Source organism: Pseudomonas sp. MB-090624 (genome assembly GCF_003205245.1).
Lineage (GTDB): Bacteria > Pseudomonadota > Gammaproteobacteria > Pseudomonadales > Pseudomonadaceae > Aquipseudomonas > Aquipseudomonas juntendi.
Map to the genome: position 1 here is coordinate 42,976 of NZ_QJRK01000044.1, position 15,460 is coordinate 58,435.

Here is a 15,460-nt window from a genome sequence, read left to right on the forward strand (position 1 = left end):
CGCTCTAACAGGCGCTGCATACCTTGTGGCAAACACCTGTCAGCCCTGATGCGATCCCCGTGGGAGCTGGCTTGCCTGCGATAGGGCCGCACAGCGGCCCCGGCATTCTCAGCCCAAACGCCCCGCTGGGGCATAGGGCGCCGGGTCGATGATCGGTTCGGCACCGGTCAGCAAATCGGTAAACAGCTGGCACGAAGCCGGCGCCAGCACCAACCCGTTCCGGTAGTGCCCGCAGTTCAACCACAACCCCGCATGCCCCGGCACCGGCCCGATATACGGAATGCCCTCAGGCGACCCCGGCCGCAGCCCGGCCCAGTGCGCCACCACGGTGGCCCCTTCCAGCTCAGGCAACAACTCCACCGCCGAAGCCTTCAGGCTCTGCAGTGCATCCCCGGTCGGGGTCTTGTCATACCCGGCATGCTCAAGCGTACTGCCCACCAGAATGTGCCCATCACGCCGCGGGATCGCATAGCGCCCCTTGGCCAGCACCATGCTCGGCAGGAAGTCTTCGGCACATTTGAACAGAATCATCTGGCCCTTCACTGGTTCCACCGGCAGCGCCAGGCCAAGCGTACGCAACAGGTCGCCACTCCAGGCGCCAGCACTGAGCACCACCTCATCCGCCGCCAGCACACCGTCGGCCGTCTGCACCCCGGCCACACGCCCGCCTTGCTGGGCGAAACCGGTGATCTGGCAGTGCTCGCGCAAAGTCACGTTCGGCATCGCCAGCAACGCCGCCTTCAGCGATTTCACCAGGCGCGGGTTGCGCACATTGGCCACGCCCGCCATGTAGATGGCGCGCTTGAAACCCGGGCCCAGTACCGGCACCGCGTCATAGGCTGCCGAGATATCCACCGCACTCAACGGCCGCTGTTCGCGCTCGGCCCAGGCCAGCGCTTGAGCTTCGTCATCCAGGTCCAGCCAGTACAGGCCAGTGGTGTGCACTTCGGGGTCGACACCGGTGCTGGCGAACAAGCGTTCGCCCAACTGCGGATAAAAGTCCTGTGACCAGTGCGCCAGGGCAGTCACTGCCGGGCTGTAGCGCCACGGGTACAGCGGCGAAACGATGCCGCCACCGGCCCACGACGACTCACGGCCGACCTCGCCCTGATCGCACACCACCACATGGTCGACCTTGGCCGCCAGGTTGAACGCCGTCAACAGGCCGATCACCCCGCCGCCAACCACCACTACTTGCTTGCTCATCTGTCGATCCAACACCTGAAGTAAAACCGCGATGCGCCGGGCACCATTCAACCTTCAGCTCCCCCAGCAGTGCGCGCTGTGCTCAACGGCACCCAGGTTGCGCTGCACCCCTGCCTGGTCCAGCTGGAAGTCGCCACAGCCATCCTGCGCCATCAGCCCATGCGGCAAGCGCCGGGCGCGCAGCGTGAAGGTGTCGCTGTCGCGTTGCGCCTGCAGGCTGTAATGGCGGGTGCCGCCGGGCAGCGCCGGGTCGCCCTCGGCGTATTGGCCGGTGCGTACGCGGTGGCGCTCCAGGCGCAGGGCGGCATCGTGCAGCAGGCCAACCACTTCGCTGCGCGCGGCTCGCCGAAGCTGGTCGCTGTAACTGGGGTAGGCAATGGCTGCCAGAATGCCGGTCACGGCCAGGACAATCAACAACTCCATCAGGCTCAAACCTTGCTGCATGTCAGTCTCCTCTCAGTCTCTGTCGCCAGGTGATGCGCTGGACTGTGCCGTCGGCTGCGGCGTAGACCGCCTCCAGTACATGCCTGGATTGGCTTTGCTTGCTGACGGCAGTAATGCGCAATAGGGTGACCGCCTGCCCTTCGGGCACGTGCGCAGCGCGCTGGCTGATGCCCAGGTTCTGTAGCTGGAAATAGCCGGTCGGGGTGGCTTGCCACTGGCCAGCCAGGTCGTGTGGCTGTGGTGGCGGCAGGCAGGCATTGCACGAGGGCGGCGGCGGGCCCCGTTGCAGCTTGTGCACCCCGGCCTGCAAGGCGGCCTCGGCCTCCTCAAATGCGCGCAGGGCATCGCTCAGGTAACCATTCATACGCGTTTCGACCAGCGCGTCGCGCAGCGCCGATGCGATAAGCAGGCCGAGCAGCAGGTTCAGGACCAAGGCCAACAGCAGCACCACACCCCGCTGGCGGCTCATGAAGCCGGTACCGGGTTGCGCAATGCCACGCTCAACGCGTGGTGCTGCTCAAGTTGCAGTGTGGGCTCATACAAGGTCAGCTGAATATCCACACGCTCACCGGCAACCTGCACGATGCGCAGCTCCCGCACGTGCTCGACCAGCGGCTGATTGTTGCCCCGGCGCTTGAAATACAGCCTGCCGCCGCTGTGCGCATAGTGGTGATGGCTGATGGGCACCGCCATCTGTGTGGCGCTAGCCTGTGCCCGGCGGCTCAGCACCTTGACCTCGTCGATACAGTTGGTCAGCAAGGTCCAGTCCGGGTCGCCGGTATGCCCCGGCAACTCAGCGACCATCAGGCTCAAGCTGGACGGCCCCAGCTCCATTGGCCGGGCGAAGCCAGGCGGCACAGCCTGGGCCGGAAAGTCGCCAGGTTTCAGGCGCAAACAGCCAAACATGCCCGCCATGCGAATATCCTGGGCCATGCGCAGCAGCGCCTGGCGCGCCTCCCCTTGCATGCGCAGGGCGGCGCCTTGCAGCCGCCAGGCTTGGTGCACAGAGGCGAACAGCTGGCTGGCCGCCACCAGCACCATCAACCCGATGGTCAGCGCCAGCAGCAACTCAAGCAAACCAGCACCCGTTTGCCGGCGCCTCATCGCCGTGCCCTTTCAAGCTCACTGTGTGCCGCCATTGCCGCCTGCCCATCGCGGCGCGCACTGTCTGTGGCTTGCAAGGCCTGCAGTTGCAGCCCCGCAGCGGCGAACATGCCCACGGCCACGACCACCAACGCCAAAAACACCTCCAGCAGCGTCATGCCCTTTTGCCATGCGTGCATCCCTGCACCTCCTGCGATTTTTCCCGCTATAGCCTTCAACTTGAGCGACTGGACCTCCTGGCCAGCCACCGAGAAGCTATTAGCGAAGCACTTCCTGGGAGGAATGCACGGTGAAGCAACGTGGGGTAACACTGATACAGATGTTGTCGGCCTTGGCTGTGGCGACGTTGCTGACGCAAATCGGCCTACCGGCCTACGCCAGGATGAGCGATGACCTGCAGCGGGCGGCGGTGGCGCGCGACTTGGCCCAGGCACTGCGTAGCGCCCGTAGCCACGCGCTGTTGCAGGGGCAACCGGTGCTGGTGCAGGCGCTGGATGGCAATTGGGGAAATGGTTGGCGTGTAGCCCTGGAGCACAACCGGCAAGTACTGCGTGAGCAGCGCCTGGCCAGGCCGCTGGTAATCGTCGGCAACAGCGACGAACAGTTCAAGTTCAGTGCCCTGGGTGTGCCAATGAAGCTGGGCAACGGCTGGTTCGCCATCACCCTGGAAGTGTGCGAGCGCTCGGCGGCCAGCAGCCGCCACCAAGTGGTGATGGCCTCTTCAGGGAGGGTCAACTTGCTGGCTGAGCACCGCGACAATCAGCGCTGCCCCGGCTAACGCGCTTATCGAGCAGCCTTGCGTCGCGCAAGGCAGCTCGTGCACCTAAGCCCTGGCCGGTCAGATCAGCGAGCGAACCCGCAGCTCTTTGGGCATCGAGAACGTGATGTTCTCTTCCCGCCCATCCAGCTCTTCAGCGCCGGTAGCACCCCAGGCCTTGAGCTGTTCGATCACACCACGCACCAGCACTTCCGGGGCCGACGCACCGGCGGTGATGCCGATACGCGCAGCCTGGTCGAACCAGCCGCGTTGCAGGTCCTCGGCGCCATCGATCAGGTAGGCCGGGGTGCCCATGCGCTCGGCCAGCTCGCGCAGCCGGTTGGAGTTGGAGCTGTTCGGGCTGCCAACCACCAGCACTACGTCACTTTCATCGGCTAGTTGCTTGACGGCGTCCTGGCGGTTTTGCGTGGCGTAGCAAATGTCGTCCTTGCGCGGGCCACCAATGTTCGGGAAGCGCGCACGCAGGGCGTCGATCACACGGCTGGTGTCATCCATCGACAGGGTGGTCTGGGTGACGAAAGCCAGGTGGTCCGGGTCGCGCACCTGCAGTTTGGCCACGTCTTCCTCGTCTTCGACAAGGTAGATGGCGCCACCGTTGCTGGGGTCGTACTGGCCCATGGTGCCTTCGACTTCCGGGTGCCCTTCGTGGCCGATGAGAATGCACTCACGGCCATCGCGGCTGTACTTGGCGACTTCGATATGCACCTTGGTCACCAGTGGGCAAGTGGCATCGAACACTTTCAGGCCACGGCCAGCAGCTTCCTGGCGCACAGCCTGGGAAACACCGTGGGCACTGAAGATGACGATGACATCATCCGGCACCTGGTCCAGCTCCTCGACGAAGACGGCGCCACGGTTGCGCAGGTCTTCGACGACGAACTTGTTGTGCACCACTTCATGGCGCACGTAGATCGGCGGGCCGAAGACTTCCAGCGCGCGGTTGACGATCTCGATCGCCCGGTCGACCCCCGCGCAGAAGCCGCGAGGGTTGGCGAGTTTGATTTGCATGCTCGGCTCCAGGCTTACAGGGCCTTCACCTCGAGGATCTCCACCTCGAAGGTCAGGGTCTTGCCAGCCAGTGGGTGATTGAAGTCGATGGTCACCTGGTCGTCGTCGAACGCTTTGACCACCCCTGGCAGTTCGGCGTTGGCGGCGTCGTTGAAGATGATCAACAGCCCGTCGGACAGCTCCATGCCTTCGAAGTTGGACCGCGGCATGACTTGCACGTTTTGCGGGTTGGGCTGGCCGAAGGCATTTTCTGGCGCAACCTGCAGCGTACGCTTGTCACCGGCCTTGAAGCCGAACAGGGCGTTCTCGAAGCCCGGCAACAGGTTGCCATCGCCTACCTTGAAGGTTGCCGGGGCCTTGTCGAACGTGCTGTCTACGGTGTCGCCGTTTTCCAGGTGCAGCGCGAAGTGCAGGGTGACTTCGGTGTTCTGGCCGATACGGGTGTCAGTCATGGACCGGATCCTCGGACTTCTTGCTCTTGAACATATCCAGCGCCAGCATTACCGCACCAACGGTGATGGCGCTGTCGGCCACGTTGAAAGCCGGGAAGTAGTGGCGGTTCTGCCAGTGCACCAGGATGAAGTCGACCACATGGCCCAGCACGATGCGATCGTACAGGTTGCCGATCGCCCCACCGAGCACCAGCGCCAGCGCCACGGCCAGCCAGGTTTCATTGCGCCCCAGGCGCTTGAGCCACACCACCAGCACTGCGCTGACCACCACGGCGATCAGGGCGAACAACCAGCGCTGCCAGCCGGCGCCGTCGGCCAGGAAGCTGAACGCGGCGCCGGTGTTGTAGGCCAGGGTCCAGCTGAAGTAGTCAGGTATGACGACGATCTGCTGGTACATGGTCAGGGCGTTGTTGAAATACAGCTTGGTGGCCTGGTCGATGACCAGGACCAGCAAGCTCAGCCACAGCCATGCGAGGCGCCCGAAGCGGCCCGCTGCAGGGTTAGGCATAGTGGCGCACCTCACCCGAGCCGGTCAGGTTGTCGACGCAACGGCTGCAGATTTCCGGGTGCTCCGGGTGGCTGCCAACGTCGGCACGGAAGTGCCAGCAACGGCCGCACTTGGCGTGGCCGGACTTGACCACCTGCAGTTTCAGGCCCTCGACTTCGGTGGCAACCGCTTCGGCAGGCGCCTGGGCAAATGGCACCACGCTGGCAGCGGAGGTGATCAGCACAAAGCGCAGCTCGTCGCCCAGCTTGCCCAGGTCGGCGCTCAGGCCCTCATCGGCGTACAGGGTCACTTCAGCCTGCAGGTTGCCGCCGATGACTTTGGCGGTACGCTGGTTTTCCAGCTCCTTGTTGACCGAGGCCTTCACCGCCATGACGCGGTCCCAGTAGCCACGGTCCAGCTCGGTGCCTTCCGGCAGCTCGCTCAGGCCCTGGTACCAGCCATTGAGCATGACCGACTCGTTGCGCTCGCCCGGCAGGTACTGCCAGATTTCGTCGGCGGTGAACGCCAGGATCGGTGCGATCCAGCGCACCAGCGCTTCGCTGATGTGATACAGCGCAGTCTGGCAGGAACGGCGGGCGACACTGTTGGCGCCGGTGGTGTACTGGCGGTCCTTGATGATGTCGAGGTAGAAGCCGCCCAGCTCCTGCACGCAGAAGTTGTGCACCTTGGAGTACACGTTCCAGAAACGGTACTCGCTGTAGTGCTCTTCGAGTTCGCGTTGCAGCAACAAGGTGCGGTCCACGGCCCAGCGGTCCAGCGCCAGCATGTCTTGCGGAGCCAGCAGGTCGCGGGCCGGGTCGAAACCGGACAGGTTCGAGAGCAGGAAGCGTGCGGTATTGCGGATACGCCGGTAGGCGTCGGCGCTGCGCTGCAGGATCTGCTCGGAAACGGCCATTTCACCGGAATAGTCGGTAGCCGAAACCCACAGGCGCAGGATATCGGCGCCCAAGGTGTTGTTGACCTTCTCCGGCTCGATGGTGTTGCCCAGCGACTTGGACATCTTGCGGCCGTTTTCGTCCACGGTGAAGCCGTGGGTCAGCAGCTCGCGGTACGGCGCATGGTTGTCGATGGCGCAACCGGTCAGCAAGGACGAGTGGAACCAGCCGCGGTGCTGGTCGGAGCCTTCCAGGTACAGGTCGGCGCGCGGGCCGGTGGCGTGGCCGATGTTGTGGGAGCCACGCAGCACATGCCAGTGGGTGGTGCCCGAATCGAACCACACGTCGAGGGTGTCGGCGATCTTGTCGTACTGCTCGGCCTCAGCGCCCAGCAGTTCGGCAGCGTCCAGCTTGAACCAGGCTTCGATGCCCTGCTGCTCGACGCGCTTGGCCACTTCTTCCATCAGTTCGACGGTGCGCGGGTGCAGCTCGCCGGTCTGCTTGTGCAGGAAGAACGGAATCGGTACGCCCCAGTTGCGCTGACGCGAAATGCACCAGTCTGGGCGGTTGGCGATCATCGCGTGCAGGCGTGCCTGGCCCCAGGCCGGAACGAACTTGGTTTGCTCGATGGCTTTCAGCGCGCGCTCACGCAGCGGCTCGCCGGTAGTCGGCTGCTTGTCCATACCCACGAACCACTGCGCGGTAGCGCGGTAGATCAGTGGGGTTTTATGGCGCCAGCAGTGCATATAGCTGTGGCTGATGGTTTCGGTGTGCATCAGCGCACCGACTTCACCGAGTTTCTCGACGATGGCCGGGTTGGCCTTCCAGATGAACTGGCCGCCGAAGAATGGCAGCGACTCGACATACACACCGTTGCTCTGCACCGGGGTAAGGATGTCATCGTTGACCATGCCGTAACGCTTGCAGGTGACGAAGTCGTCTTCACCGTAGGCTGGCGCGGAGTGCACCACCCCGGTACCGGCGCCCAGCTCGACGTAGTCGGCCAGGTACACCGGCGACAGGCGGTCGTAGAGCGGGTGACGGAAGTTGACCAGCTCCAGCGCCGCGCCTTGGGCGGTAGCGATGACCGAGCCTTCCAGGTTGTAACGCTTGAGGCACGACTCGACCAGTTCTTCAGCCAGCACCAGCAGGCGCTCACCGGTGTCGACCAGGGCGTAGGTGAACTCGGGATGGATGTTCAACGCCTGGTTGGCTGGAATGGTCCACGGGGTGGTGGTCCAGATCACGATGGCGGCAGGCTTGGCCAGCGACGCCAGGCCGAAGGCGGCAGCCAGCTTGGCTTCGTCGGCAACCGGGAAGGCCACGTCGATGGTCTGGGATTTTTTATCGGCGTACTCGACTTCCGCCTCAGCCAGCGCCGAACCGCAGTCGAAGCACCAGTTCACCGGTTTCAGGCCCTTGAACACGAAACCTTGCTTGACCATTTCGGCCAGGGCACGGATTTCACCCGCCTCGTTGGCGAAGTTCATGGTCTTGTACGGGTTGTCCCAGTCACCCAGCACGCCCAGGCGAATGAACTCGGTCTTCTGCCCTTCGATCTGCTCGGCAGCATACTCGCGGCACAGCTCGCGGGTGCGGTCGGCCGACAGGTGCTTGCCGTGGGTAACCTCGACCTTGTGCTCGATCGGCAGGCCATGGCAGTCCCAACCCGGCACGTACGGCGCGTCGAAACCGGCCAGGGTCTTGGAACGGACGATCATGTCCTTGAGGATTTTGTTCAGCGCATGACCGATGTGAATCTTGCCGTTGGCATAGGGCGGGCCGTCGTGCAGGACGAACTTTGGACGATCCTTGCCAATTTCGCGCAGCTTCTGGTACAGGCCAATGCTGTCCCAGCGCTGCAGGATCTGCGGTTCGCGCTGAGGCAGGCCGGCCTTCATGGGGAAGGCGGTGTCCGGAAGGTTAAGCGTGGCTTTGTAGTCGGTCATTTCAGGCTCTTCGTTAGCGGTTGAGCGTGCCAATGTGCACGTGCGGCGGCGATATCCGCATCGATCGCCGACTTCAGCGCCTCCAGGGAGGCGAATCGCTGCTCTTCACGCAGCTTGTGGTGGAACTCCACCGTAAGGCGCCGGCCGTAAAGGTCGCCGGCATAGTCCAGCAGATGAATTTCCAGGTGCGGGCGCCCATCACCGGCAACGGTGGGGCGCACGCCAATGTTGCCGACACCCGGCCAGGCCTTGCCGTCGATTTCGATGCTGGCCAGGTAGACCCCGGACAGCGGTACGCGGCGGCGCTTGAGCTGGATGTTGGCAGTGGGCGTGCCAAGCTGGCGAGCCAGCTTCTGGCCGTGCAACACACGGCCGGTAATGCGGTACGGGCGGCCCAGCAGGTGCTCGGCCAGCTCGAAGTTGCCGTCGGCCAAGGCCTGGCGCACTTCGGTGCTGCTGACCCGCAGGCCGTCCTGAATCACGGTGTTGGCAGCTTCGACGGTAAAGCCATATTGCTTGCCGGCCTCGACCAGGAAGGCGAAGTCGCCGGCGCGGTCGCAGCCAAAGCGGAAATCGTCGCCCACTTCGAGGTGCCGCACGCCCAGGCCATCGACCAGGATGGTCTTGACGAACGCACCGGCGCCGAGCTTGCTCAGGCGCTGGTTGAAGGCCAGGCACAGCACCCGGTCGATGCCTTCGGCGGCCAGCAGCTCGAGCTTGTCGCGCAGGCGGGCCAGGCGCGCAGGTGCGGTATCGGGCGCGAAGTACTCGCGCGGTTGCGGTTCGAAGACCACCACGCAGGTCGGCAGGCCCAAGGCCTGGCCGCGCTCGCGCAGGCGCGCCAGGATTGCCTGGTGGCCACGGTGAACCCCGTCGAAGTTGCCAATGGTGGCGACACAGCCCCGGTGCTCGGGGCGCAGGTTGTGAAGACCTCGAACCAGCTGCATAACGCGCTTCTTGCTCATAAAGTGGCCGATTATAACCACACCCGGGCGCCGGTGACAGGCAGCAGCGCCCAGGGGCGGCGTGGAATGCGAAAAACCGACGCCTGACCCGCAGGTAGCCCTAGTGCAAGGCCTTGCGAGCGAAATGCCGGGGGCGGAAACCGCACAGGAACAAACAGCCGAAATAGGTCACGACCCCCGCCACGATCAGCACGCCGAGGCGCATGAAGCGCTGCAGCATGATGCCCTGCTCCCAGGCCGGCATGTAGTGCATGCCCACCAGCAGCACTGCCGACATCAGCGCCACGGCCAGCACCAGCTTGGCCAGGAACATCGCCCAGCCCGGCTGCGGCTCGAACAGGCGCTGACTGCGCAGCTTCCAGAACAGCAAACCGGCATTCAGGCAGGCACCCAGGCTGATGGCCAAGGCCAGCCCGGCATGCGCCAGCGGGCCGACCAGGGCCAGGTTGAACAGCTGGGTGCAGACCAGGGTAAAGACCGCGATCTTCACCGGCGTGCGGATATTCTGCTGCGCATAAAAGCCGGGTGCCAGTACCTTGACCAGAATGATCGCCAGCAAGCCCACCGAGTAGGCCATCAACGCCCGCTGGGTCATGGCGGCATCGAACGCGCTGAACTTGCCATACTGAAACAGCGCCACGGTCAGCGGCTCGGCCAGAATGGCCAGTGCCAGGGTGCACGGCAACACCAGCAGGAAGCACAGGCGCAAGCCCCAGTCGAGGATCCGCGAATACTCCTCGCGGTCCTTGTTGGCGTAGGTTTTGGCCAGGGTCGGCAGCAGGATGGTACCCAAGGCCACGCCCAGCACGCCGGAAGGCAGCTCCATCAGGCGGTCGGCGTAATACATCCAGGATACCGAGCCAGCCACCAGGAACGAGGCGAAGATGGTGTTGATGATCAGCGAGATCTGGCTCACCGACACCCCTAGAATGGCCGGCAGCATCTGCTTGAGCACCCGCCACACGCCGGTATCGCGCAGGTTCAGGCGGGGCAGCACGAGCATGCCGATCTTCTTCAGCGCCGGCAACTGGTACAACAGTTGCGCCAGGCCACCGGCCAGTACGCCCCAGGCCAGGGCCATGATCGGCGGGTTGAAGTACGGCGTGAGCAGCACCGCGAAGGCGATCATCGCCACGTTGAGCAAGGTCGGGGTAAAGGCCGGTACCGAGAAACGGTTCCAGGTATTGAGGATCGCCCCGGCCAGGGACGACAGGGAGATCAGCAATATATAAGGAAAGGTCACCCGCAACAGGGCAGTGGTCAGTTCGTACTTTTCCGTGCTGTCGACAAACCCCGGGGCCGTGGCCCACACCACCCAGGGTGCCGCCAGGATGCCGATGGCGGTCACCAGCGCCAGGACCAGGGTGAGCAAACCGGTGATATAGGCAACGAAAGTGCGGGTCGCCTCCTCGCCTTGCTGCGTCTTGTATTCGGCCAGGATCGGCACGAAGGCCTGGGAGAATGCACCTTCGGCGAAAATGCGCCGCAGCAGGTTGGGCAACTTGAAAGCGATGAAGAAAGCGTCGGTGGCAATGCCGGCACCGAAGATACGCGCCAGAATGGTGTCGCGAATGAAGCCCAGCACCCGCGAAATCATGGTGATCGAGCTTACTGCAGCCAGGGATTTGAGCAGGTTCATCGAAAAGATTCACGCCATTGACAGAGGACGCTGCCAGACAGCATCCGAATGTGCGATACTCCCGCGCCTTCGCAGGGGAGCCAAAAATTCCCGAGTGTACAGGTCGCGCAGCAGAAAGGAATCTTTCCCGCTTGTTGGCGCACCGCTCGGCGGAACCTTGCAGGTGGCCTTGACATCCGCTCGACTGATCGGCATGATTCGCGGCCTATTTTGTTTGCTATTTACCTAAAGTCTTTCGAGGAGCTCGACGGTGGCCAACACACCTTCCGCCAAGAAACGTGCAAAACAGGCTGAGAAGCGTCGCAGCCACAACGCCAGCCTGCGTTCCATGGTCCGCACCTACATCAAGAATGTAGTTAAAGCCATTGACGCAAAAGACGCTGAAAAAGCACAAGCCGCTTATGTTCTGGCTGTACCTGTAATCGACCGCATGGCCGACAAAGGTATCATCCACAAGAACAAGGCTGCTCGTCACAAAGGCCGTCTGAATGGCCACATCAAGGCGCTGAAAGAAGCTGCAGCTGCCTAAGCGACGTTAAAGTCGAAAAGCCGACCCTAGGGTCGGCTTTTTGTTGCCTGCGATTTGGGCATGCGCCAAGGTGTAACCGCAATTTTGCAGGAGCGGCCTTGGTCGCCACCGGGCTGCAAAGCAGCCCCAGTGACTGTGTTTGCCTGCTGTTACTTGCCTAGCTGAATCTTCGGCGCCCATTGCAGCCACTCGTCCTCGGCCTTGTCGAACAAGGCGAAGGTCTGCTGCGGCCTGGCCGGGTTGCCCATCCGCTCGCCGTCCGGCGTCGCGAAGGCGATGCCACCATCGATCACGGTTTCCAGCGACTCGGTGCGCACGGTCGCGCCTTTGAACAGCCCCCAGTCGAAGCCGAAGCCGCTGGTGTTCCAGAAGCGGCTGCCACTGCGCACCAGCGCGGCATAACGCGGCTCGATCAGGATATGGATCAGCACGCGGTCAGCACTCTGCCCAAGCTCGAAGCCTGTCACCTTACCCACCGCTACCTCGCGGTAAGTAACCGGCACCCCGGGCTTGATCGAGCCACGGCGTGGTGCACTGAGGGTCAACGGCAGGCCGACCTCTGGCCCTGCCACCTGCGGCGCCTCGGGCAGTGCAATGAAGTCACTTTGCGGCCCGCGGTCTTTGGTAGCCGGCTGCACTTCCAGGTACTGGCCGGTCACCAGGGTATCCAGGTTCTCAGTGCGCACCAGGCCAAACGCAGGTTTGACTACCCAGAACTGCGTCCCGGCCCGGGCGATGCGATTCGCCGCTTCGGTGATACGCGCCCGCAGCAGCACCGCCTGCAGGTCATTGGTCAAGTCGACGCTCTCGATGCTGCCCACATCCAGGCCCCGGAAGCGAATCGCTGTGCCTGGCTTCAGGCCATCCGCGCGGTCGACACGGATGGTGATCAAGGTGCCCGCACGGTTCACCGCCTCTTGGCTCTCGTGCAGCCGGAAGCGCGGAATGTGCCGCTTCAGCGGAACATCCGCACGCGGCGTGTCGAAGGCAATGCCACCGGCCATCAGCGTTTGCAGCGACTCGCTCTTCACCTTGATGCCCGACAAACCGCCAGTCAGGGTAATACCGCTGGCGTTCCAGAAGCGCGACGAACCGTTGACCAGTTTTTCGTATTCTTTCTCGATGTGCACACCAATGAGGATGCGGTTACTGTTGCGGGCGAACTGATAGCTTTGCACGCTCCCCACTTTGACCTGGCGATACATCACCGGGCTGCCGACCTCCAGCGAACCGAGGGTGTCGGCGAACAGCACCATGTGCAGGCCAGGCGCCTTGAGGTCCAGCGGCGGCGCCTTGGCACGCGCCTCGAACTCGCGCTCTGGCCGCGCGCCCTTTTCGCCGGGGCGAATGGCGATGTAGTTACCTTTTACCAGCGCCTCCAGCCCCGTGATACCCGCCAGGGAAATCGAAGGCTTGACCACCCAGAACTGGGTCCCTTCCACCAGGTAGTCCTCGGTGAGCGGGTCCAGTGTCAGCTCGGCCGAAGCGCTGGCCAGGTTGTCTTCCATCTTCAGCGTTTTCAGCGAGCCAACCTGGATGCCTTTGTACATGACCGGGGTACGGCCCGCCTGCAGGCCTTCGTAATCGGTGAGCTTGACCTTGACCCGGATCCCCGCCTGAGCTGCATCGAAGTCTTCATACAGACGGAACGGCAGGCTGGGGTCGGTAGGCGGGCTGTCCTTGCGATATTCCGGGGTTGCAAAGGCGATACCTCCGGCAACGATGCTCGACAGCGACTCGCTACGCACTTTTACACCCGAAAGCGAAGCGTCGATGCTTACCCCGCTGGCATTCCAGAAGCGCGTGTGTTTGCGCACCAGGCTGGCGTAAGCCGGCTCGATGAATACTTTGACCTCCACCGTGCTCTGGTCTTCGGACAGGCGATAACTCTTCACCCGGCCGACCTGGATCTGTTTATAGAACACTGGGCTGTCACGGTTGAGCGAACCTAGCCGTTCAGCCTTGAGTACAAGATGCAGGCCAGGTTCGCTGTCCGACAGTGGCGGCGCCACCTTCAGCGCGGTAAAGCGCTTGGTAGGCTCACCTTCGCCCGGGCTGACTGCGATGTAGTTACCAGACACCAGGGTCTCCAGGCCTGAAATGCCCGCCAGGGTGACACTGGGCTTCACCAGCCAGAAGCGCGTCCCCTTGGTCAGATGCGGCTCGGCATCCTTGTTCATTTCGATCGTGGCGATAACACCCTGGTTCTCACCCTCGGCATCGAGCACCAGGCTCTTGACCTTGCCAACCGGCATCCCTTTGTAGATCACCTCGGTCTTGTTGGCGACGATCCCGTCGCCCGACTCGAAGCGCACTTCAATCTCCACACCGGCCTGGCGGTAAGCCTGCCAAGCGAGCCAACCACCGATCATCAAGGCGATCAAAGGCAAGATCCAGATGGCCGACCAGTTCGAGGCTGGGCGGGTTTTAGCCGTTGGCAGGTCACTCATGGTCGTCATCCGACTCCGTGTTATCCCAAATCAGTCGGGGATCGAAAGTTAAAGCAGCAAACATTGTCAGGATCACCACAGTTGCGAAGGCGACGGCGCCCAAATTGGCTTCGACACTGGCTATTCGGCCGAAATTCACCACTGCCACGAGAATGGCAATGACGAAGATATCCAGCATGGACCAGCGCCCGATGAATTCGATGAAGCGGTACATGAATATCCGTTGCCGGGCCGAAAGCGGCTGCCGCCGTTGTACGGAGTACAGCAGCAAACCGATGCCTACCAGCTTGAAGGTCGGCACCAGGATGCTGGCAATGAACACCACTGCAGCGATCGGCACCATGCCGTGCTTGAGCAAGGTAATGACCCCGGACATGATCGTGTCCGGGCTGCCTTGGCCGAGGGTACTCACGGTCATGATGGGCAACACGTTGGCCGGAATGTACAGAATCGACGCGGCAATCAGCAGCGCCCAGGTGCGCACGATGCTGTTCGGACGCCGCGCATGCACTACAGCGCCACAACGTGTGCAGCTTTGCGATTTACTGTCCGGCGCCTGCCGGTTCAGCTCATGGCATTCATTGCAGACCAGAATGCCCGCATCAATCGCCCGCATGCAGGTCCTCCCCCGATAGCGCACTCCAGATCTGGTGCGGTGACATCACCACTTCCAGCCAAACCTGGATCAACAACAGGCTGATAAAACAGAACAACCCCAACCCTACGGTCAATTCAGCCAGGTCGACCAGCTTGACGATGGCCACCAGTACACCCATGAAATAGACCTCGAGCATGCCCCAATCGCGCAAGTGGTGATAGATACGGTAGAACAGCAGGCCCAAACCGCGCCCCACGTTCAGGCGAATACTCAGCAATACAGCCAGTTGGCACAGCAACTTGGTTAGTGGAATAGCCATGCTGCAAAGGAAAACCACCACCGCCACGCCACGCATTTCCGAGTTGTACAGGCCTAGCACACCACTCCAGACAGTATCGTCAGACGTTTGGCCAAGCAGGTGCAGCTGCATGATGGGCAGAAAATTGGCTGGCACGAACAGCAACAAGGCCGTCAGTACCAGGGCTAGGCTGCGATTGACCACATTGTGCCGGTGAGCATACAGCTCGTAACCGCAGCGCGGGCAGAGGGCCTTTTCACCATGTTGCAGCACGGGCTTGCGCAGCAGCAGGTCGCATTCGTGGCAGGCCACGAGCTCTTCCAGCGGCAACCGGGCCAGCGATTCAGGTTCAACGGGATTGGACATAGAGTGCTTCTGAATAGGTGCGTGGGCCTATTCTAGTGTTCTGGCTCGAATTGTGGGAGCCGGCGTGCCGGTGAAGCGCACCGCGCGGTGAATGGCACCGGCTGCGCCGGTGTTCGCGGGCACGCCCGCTCCCACAGTGATGGTGCCGGGGATTATTTTTGGCCCACAAAGACAAAACCCCTACCTGCATGTGCAGATAGGGGTTTTGCGAAATGAATCTTGACGATGACCTACTCTCACATGGGGAAACCCCACACTACCATCGGCGATGCATCGTTTCACTGCTGAGTT

General features: G+C 62.7%; 16 protein-coding genes. 2 read left to right on the forward strand and 14 right to left on the reverse strand.

The features are described from left to right. Positions 1-108: 108 nt before the first annotated feature. From thiO to DMX12_RS22170, 5 genes are read right to left on the reverse strand one after another with little or no spacing between them, the layout of a single operon-like run. On the reverse strand, positions 109-1,206 hold the full coding sequence (gene thiO / locus DMX12_RS22150) for a glycine oxidase ThiO (protein WP_110679450.1): 1,098 nt from the start codon (positions 1,204-1,206) through the stop codon (positions 109-111). Between the two features lie 54 nt (positions 1,207-1,260). Further along, on the reverse strand, positions 1,261-1,650 hold the full coding sequence (locus tag DMX12_RS22155) for a type IV pilin protein (protein WP_110679451.1): 390 nt from the start codon (positions 1,648-1,650) through the stop codon (positions 1,261-1,263). Between the two features lies 1 nt (position 1,651). Further along, the gene (locus DMX12_RS22160) at positions 1,652-2,119 is read right to left on the reverse strand and encodes a hypothetical protein (protein WP_110679452.1); all 468 of its coding nucleotides are present in this window, start codon (positions 2,117-2,119) and stop codon (positions 1,652-1,654) included. Then, positions 2,116-2,754, reverse strand: coding sequence for a PilW family protein (locus DMX12_RS22165; protein ID WP_110679453.1), 639 nt, complete (start codon positions 2,752-2,754; stop codon positions 2,116-2,118). Before DMX12_RS22165 ends, DMX12_RS22160 begins: the two co-directional genes overlap by 4 nt. Then, positions 2,751-2,933, reverse strand: a complete 183-nt coding sequence (locus DMX12_RS22170) for a prepilin-type N-terminal cleavage/methylation domain-containing protein (RefSeq protein ID WP_110679454.1) — start codon at positions 2,931-2,933, stop codon at positions 2,751-2,753. The genes DMX12_RS22165 and DMX12_RS22170 overlap by 4 nt, the downstream gene beginning before the upstream one ends. A 110-nt stretch (positions 2,934-3,043) precedes the next feature. On the opposite strand from DMX12_RS22170, the gene DMX12_RS22175 reads away from it, so the two are divergent. Continuing rightward, positions 3,044-3,532 (forward strand): GspH/FimT family pseudopilin, encoded by a 489-nt coding sequence (locus DMX12_RS22175; protein ID WP_029886697.1) that lies wholly within the window; start codon positions 3,044-3,046, stop codon positions 3,530-3,532. A gap of 60 nt (positions 3,533-3,592) precedes the next feature. Here DMX12_RS22175 and ispH read toward each other — a convergent pair whose 3' ends face one another. The 6 genes from ispH to murJ form a co-directional block, all read right to left on the reverse strand. Beyond that, on the reverse strand, positions 3,593-4,540 hold the full coding sequence (gene ispH, locus DMX12_RS22180) for a 4-hydroxy-3-methylbut-2-enyl diphosphate reductase (protein WP_029886696.1): 948 nt from the start codon (positions 4,538-4,540) through the stop codon (positions 3,593-3,595). A gap of 14 nt (positions 4,541-4,554) precedes the next feature. Further along, positions 4,555-4,992 carry an FKBP-type peptidyl-prolyl cis-trans isomerase gene (gene fkpB, locus DMX12_RS22185; protein WP_009682083.1) on the reverse strand — a complete coding sequence of 146 codons (438 nt, stop codon included), beginning with the start codon at positions 4,990-4,992 and terminating at the stop codon, positions 4,555-4,557. Further along, the gene (gene lspA / locus DMX12_RS22190) at positions 4,985-5,500 is read right to left on the reverse strand and encodes a signal peptidase II (RefSeq protein WP_003247609.1); all 516 of its coding nucleotides are present in this window, start codon (positions 5,498-5,500) and stop codon (positions 4,985-4,987) included. Before lspA ends, fkpB begins: the two co-directional genes overlap by 8 nt. Then, the gene (gene ileS / locus DMX12_RS22195) at positions 5,493-8,324 is read right to left on the reverse strand and encodes an isoleucine--tRNA ligase (protein WP_054906125.1); all 2,832 of its coding nucleotides are present in this window, start codon (positions 8,322-8,324) and stop codon (positions 5,493-5,495) included. Before ileS ends, lspA begins: the two co-directional genes overlap by 8 nt. Beyond that, the gene (gene ribF / locus DMX12_RS22200) at positions 8,321-9,271 is read right to left on the reverse strand and encodes a bifunctional riboflavin kinase/FAD synthetase (protein WP_110679455.1); all 951 of its coding nucleotides are present in this window, start codon (positions 9,269-9,271) and stop codon (positions 8,321-8,323) included. Before ribF ends, ileS begins: the two co-directional genes overlap by 4 nt. A gap of 118 nt (positions 9,272-9,389) precedes the next feature. Next, a complete protein-coding gene (gene murJ, locus DMX12_RS22205; RefSeq protein ID WP_009682080.1) occupies positions 9,390-10,928 on the reverse strand; it encodes a murein biosynthesis integral membrane protein MurJ in 1,539 nt (512 codons plus the stop codon). Between the two features lie 250 nt (positions 10,929-11,178). Here murJ and rpsT point away from each other — a divergent pair, with 250 nt between their 5' ends. Beyond that, a complete protein-coding gene (rpsT, locus tag DMX12_RS22210; RefSeq protein ID WP_003247625.1) occupies positions 11,179-11,457 on the forward strand; it encodes a 30S ribosomal protein S20 in 279 nt (92 codons plus the stop codon). A 149-nt stretch (positions 11,458-11,606) separates the two neighbouring features. Here rpsT and DMX12_RS22215 read toward each other — a convergent pair whose 3' ends face one another. From DMX12_RS22215 to DMX12_RS22225, 3 genes are read right to left on the reverse strand one after another with little or no spacing between them, the layout of a single operon-like run. Further along, positions 11,607-13,907 (reverse strand): PqiB family protein, encoded by a 2,301-nt coding sequence (locus DMX12_RS22215; RefSeq protein WP_110679456.1) that lies wholly within the window; start codon positions 13,905-13,907, stop codon positions 11,607-11,609. Beyond that, complete coding sequence (locus tag DMX12_RS22220) at positions 13,900-14,523, reverse strand: paraquat-inducible protein A (RefSeq protein ID WP_054913778.1); 624 nt, start codon at positions 14,521-14,523, stop codon at positions 13,900-13,902. Before DMX12_RS22220 ends, DMX12_RS22215 begins: the two co-directional genes overlap by 8 nt. Next, positions 14,510-15,169 (reverse strand): paraquat-inducible protein A, encoded by a 660-nt coding sequence (locus DMX12_RS22225; RefSeq protein ID WP_009682077.1) that lies wholly within the window; start codon positions 15,167-15,169, stop codon positions 14,510-14,512. The genes DMX12_RS22220 and DMX12_RS22225 overlap by 14 nt, the downstream gene beginning before the upstream one ends. Between the last annotated feature and the right edge of the window lie 291 nt (positions 15,170-15,460).